The sequence below is a fragment of the Actinocrinis sp. genome (assembly GCF_035605935.1).
Classification (GTDB): domain Bacteria; phylum Actinomycetota; class Actinomycetes; order Streptomycetales; family Catenulisporaceae; genus Actinocrinis.
The window spans coordinates 1-2,901 of record NZ_DATNGK010000178.1 but is presented as its reverse complement, the minus strand read 5'-3'; the positions used below and the strand labels follow the sequence as shown (position 1 = coordinate 2,901).

The window sequence follows — 2,901 nt, the reverse complement described above, 5'->3', positions numbered from 1 at the left end:
CTTCCCGTTGCGGGCGCGACCTGCTCGGCTAATGTGACCGGGAGGAGCGCAATGACGGCGACGAGCACGGCTTCTAGTTCGCAGTGGGCCGACGCGATCGACCGGGCGCTGCACAGATTCGTCGACACCATCGGGATGGATATCGCGTTCGGCGGGCCGGTGACGGCAGGTGGCCGACAGTTGGTGATCGCGCGAACGCTCGGGGCGCGCACGACGGCGCTGCGCGACCTGGTCGTGCGAGGCGGCACCGGACTGGGCGGCAAGGCACTGGTGCTGCGACGGCCCGTCGCCGTCAACGACTATGTCGACGCGCGGTCCATCAGCCACCAGTACGACCAGCCGGTCTCGCTCGAGGGCATCCACTCGATCCTGGCCGTGCCGCTGGTCAGCGGCGGCCGGGTGAATGGCATTCTGTACGCGGCGCTGCGCCAGAGAGTGGGCATCGGCGAGCGCACGATGCGCAGAGCGGTGATGGTGGCCCGCGAGACGCAGCAGCTGTTGTCTGACAGCCCACAGATCGAGGCGACCGCCCCATGGCAGCGGCGACCTGATCATGGTCAGGGGCAGTCGGCGCTGTGTGCGGATCTCAGCTCGGTCATCGAGCGCGTCGCCGATCCGGCGATCAGGGCCGAGCTGGAGGACATCCGCGCCCGGCTCGCGGCGCCCCCGCGAGCCAATGCCGTGTCATCGGTGCTCTCCGCACGCGAGTACGAGGTGCTGCGCCATGCCGCGCTCGGTCTCGGCAACGCAGACATCGCGCACCGCATGGGACTGGCCCCCGGCACGGTGAAAGCGTATCTGCGCAGCGTGATGCGCAAGCTGGACTGCCACAACCGGCTCGCCGCCGTCAACGTCGCGCGCGCCCTCGGCTACGACCTCTAGCCCGAACCGCCGGGTTCACCCACCCGGCCCACTACCCACTTTGGACAGTAGCCGGTCCGCCGTGGGTCGTTCACGCTGACCTGGTTGCCGCACCGAGGGCGCAAGGAGGCGCATGGTGGTCGACGTGCTGAGTTATTCCTGCGGGACCGGCGAGATTCCGCTGCTGGGCGACACGATCGGCGCCAACTTCGACCGCGCCGCCCAGGCTTTTCCGGACCGGCTCGCGCTCGTGGACCGCCCGACGAACCAACGCTGGACGTACCGCGAATTGGCCGCGCAGGTCGACGCGCTCGCGCTGGGGCTTGCCGCCTCGGGCGTGCGCAAGGGCGATCGGGTGGGAATCTGGGCGCCGAACTGCCCGGAGTGGACCTTCACCCAATACGCGACGGCGAAGCTGGGCGCGATCCTGGTGAACATCAACCCCGCCTACCGCTCACACGAGTTGGAGTTCGTACTCAAGCAGTCGGGCATCAGCGTTCTGGTCTCGGCGCAAAGCTTCAAGAGCGCGGACTACGCGGACATGATCGAGCAGGTCCGGTCCGACTGCCCGGCGCTGCGGCGGGTCTTGCTGCTGGACGGCGAGGAGTGGAACGCGCTGCTGGAGCAGGGCCGTGGCGCCGACCCGGCCGCGCTGGCAGATATCCGGCTGTCCGCGGACGACCCGATCAACATCCAGTACACCTCCGGCACCACCGGGTTTCCCAAGGGTGCGACGCTCTCGCACCACAACATCCTGAACAACGGATTCTTCGTCGGCGAGCTGTGCCACTACACCGAACAGGACAAGATCTGCATCCCGGTGCCCTTTTACCACTGTTTCGGCATGGTAATGGGCAATCTCGCCGCGACCAGCCACGGCGCCTGCATGGTGATCCCTGCGCCGTCCTTCGACCCGAAGGCCACGCTGGAAGCCGTGGCGGCTGAGCGGTGCACGTCCCTATACGGCGTGCCCACGATGTTCATCGCCGAGCTGGCCGAACCCGGCTTCGACACCTACGACCTTTCGTCCCTGCGCACCGGGATCATGGCGGGATCGCCGTGTCCCGTCGAGGTGATGAAGCAGGTCATCGATCGGATGGGGATGCGCGAGGTGGCGATCTGCTACGGCATGACCGAGACCTCCCCGGTCTCCACCCAGACCCGGTCCGACGACACCCTCCAACAGCGCGTGTCCACGGTCGGTCGGGTCGGGCCGCACTTGGAGATAAAGATCGTCGATCCGCAGGATGGTCTGACAGTGCCGCGCGGCACACCGGGCGAGCTGTGCACCCGCGGATACTCTGTGATGCTCGGTTACTGGCAGCAGCCCGAGAACACCGCCGAGGCGATCGACAGCGCACGCTGGATGCACACCGGCGACCTCGCCACGATGGACCACGCCGGGTACGTCAGCATCACCGGCCGGATCAAGGACATGGTGATCCGCGGCGGGGAGAACGTCTACCCGCGGGAAATCGAGGAATTCCTCTATACCCACCCGGACGTTCTCGATGCCCAGGTGATCGGCGTGCCGGACGAGCGCTACGGCGAGGAACTGATGGCCTGGATCCGCCTGCGCGAAGGCGCCGAACCGGTGACCGCGCAGACGCTGCGCGAGTTCTGTGCCGGTCGGCTCGCATACTTCAAGATCCCGCGCTACGTGCACATCGTCGACGAGTTCCCGATGACCGTGACCGGCAAGATCCGCAAGGTCGAGATGCGCGAGAAATCGATCGAGTTACTCGGTCTGTAGGACGCCGCAGTCACCGCTGCGGCCCGGCTCGTGGACGCCCTCATCTAGTTGCATACGTGGGCGGGAACCCGGCCGAGCCGCCTCGGCCGGGTTCACTGGAAGCCGCATTCGAGTTCGCCGCCTACGTTCGGTCGCTCGGTGAGCGGTACGTGGTCCGCGAGCCGTGAATTATGCCTGCCGGTAGCCGGGCAGCTCAGCCGCTATAGACGGGGCGTCTGACGCCGCTGTGATCCGAGCAGGCACCGTGCTTGTCGCCTGCGGTCGAGTAAGTGTCGTCGTTGCACTCG

Annotated in this window: 2 protein-coding genes; both read left to right on the top strand. The window is 67.1% G+C overall.

Annotated features, from left to right (window positions below; translation table 11 throughout):
- Positions 1–51 precede the first annotated feature (51 nt).
- Positions 52–882: a LuxR C-terminal-related transcriptional regulator gene (locus tag VN779_RS14580; protein WP_325723483.1), complete on the top strand. Its 831-nt coding sequence runs from the start codon at positions 52–54 to the stop codon at positions 880–882.
- Positions 883–994: 112 nt separating this feature from the next.
- Positions 995–2,614 (top strand): AMP-binding protein, encoded by a 1,620-nt coding sequence (locus VN779_RS14575; RefSeq protein ID WP_325723481.1) that lies wholly within the window; start codon positions 995–997, stop codon positions 2,612–2,614.
- Positions 2,615–2,901: the final 287 nt, after the last annotated feature.

Excerpts from the sequence above, each read along its gene's own strand:
- VN779_RS14575 (WP_325723481.1), top strand. The coding sequence starts at position 995 with ATGGTGGTCGACGTGCTGAGTTATTCCTGCGGGACCGGCGAGATTCCG.
- VN779_RS14580 (WP_325723483.1), top strand. The coding sequence starts at position 52 with ATGACGGCGACGAGCACGGCTTCTAGTTCGCAGTGGGCCGACGCGATC.